This window comes from Cytobacillus oceanisediminis (assembly GCF_004366035.1).
Taxonomy (GTDB): domain Bacteria; phylum Bacillota; class Bacilli; order Bacillales; family Cytobacillaceae; genus Cytobacillus; species Cytobacillus oceanisediminis_C.
This window is the reverse complement of record NZ_SOEE01000054.1, coordinates 1-1,401: the sequence shown is the minus strand read 5'-3', so window position 1 is coordinate 1,401 and position 1,401 is coordinate 1. Positions and strand designations below refer to the sequence as shown.

At 41.5% G+C, this 1,401-nt stretch carries 1 protein-coding gene; it reads right to left on the bottom strand.

Annotation, left to right across the window (positions count from 1 at the left end; translation table 11 throughout):
- Window positions 1–412: 412 nt before the first annotated feature.
- Window positions 413–1,401, bottom strand: a 989-nt coding sequence (locus DFO72_RS29080; RefSeq protein ID WP_134177357.1) for an IS110 family transposase, incomplete at its 5' end; no start/stop codon positions are given.

Genomic DNA, 1,401 nt, shown 5'->3' with positions numbered 1-1,401 from the left:
ACTCCCTCAGTTTAATACGGTTTACTCACGAATGCTCGCTTATTCGCAGGATTTCATCCTCCATGGATATATATTTCTAAATTGAAAAGAGTAGATTCTGGACAAATGGCTACGTGAAGACATAGTTAAATAGAGGAGTAGGATCATACTCCAAATTCTACCATATGATGTACTTCTCCACGCCAGCCCTTGGAGGCTTTCCCTCCCATGTCTCAACGGGTCAATTGCCCTCTCATTCCTTCGTCATGCCTATCCAAGGGGTGGAGGCCAGTTATGCCAACCTGATGGGTCAGTGCCCTTTTGTTGAACAAACCTGGTACTCCGTACATATTTGAAATCCTGCGAATAAGCCAACACTCGATCTTTAAAAATATAAGGGGTAATGATTCTCTTCGAGAAAAAGTGAATTGAACTACGCTGCCAACTCAGTTAACGGCTGGACCTTCTTGGCACAATAAGCTTCGTTTTTTCGCGCTATCCCTACAAAAATCCTAGCTAACTTCCCGATCAGCTTCATTATAGATTTCATTTTTTTCATTTTCTTGACCTTAACATTATTCGAGTGGAGGGCTTTAAATTCTGGGTTGTTCATTACCAGACTCATAGTAGCTAAATAGAGGAAACGTCTTAACCTTGATCTTCCACGCTTTGAAATGATAATTTGCCCTTTCCACTTCCCTGAACTGGCTTCGGCTAGATGGAGTCCTGCATGGCGAAGTAAAGAGTTGCCGTGTGAAAAACCACTTAAATCTCCTGCTTCCCCTAAAATACCAGCTAACGAAATTTCACTAATTCCCTTAATCATAAGTAACTTATTCGCGAAAGGAATTTTAGGTAGTTCATCCTTGATTGCCAGCTCAACTCTTTCAAGTTGTTGAATCGCAAGGTCATACTCTTCGAGTAATTGTTCAAGATGAAACTTATAAGCTTCTAATGCTTGCCTTGTACCAACTGATTTTCTGGCTACATTGAGGAGTAAATAGGCTTTCTTTAATCCAGGCTGTCGCTTCATCAGTAACTTCCACCCGGCCACGATCTCTTCAGGCTTCATGGAACCCAGTTCCATCGGAGATGGGAAAAGCCGAAGTGTTGCGATGGCCCCTTTAGCAGTGATGTCTTTAAATACTTGTCTAAGCTCGGGGAAGACAATATCCACCCAGCGATTCAATTGATTAATTGAGCTTACAAGCCTCTTAACAATGACATCCCGATTCGACATGAGTACCCTGAGCTTTTCAAACGACTCAGAAGTATCCCTTACAAAGGCATAGTAACCGTTCTTCACCATATCGGCTATTACAAGAGCGTCTTTTTTATCACTCTTTGATTGGGTATTATCACGGTTTTCTTTATTTCTTTTCACCAAATGAGGGTTAACTGTCACTACCTCAATATCTTGTT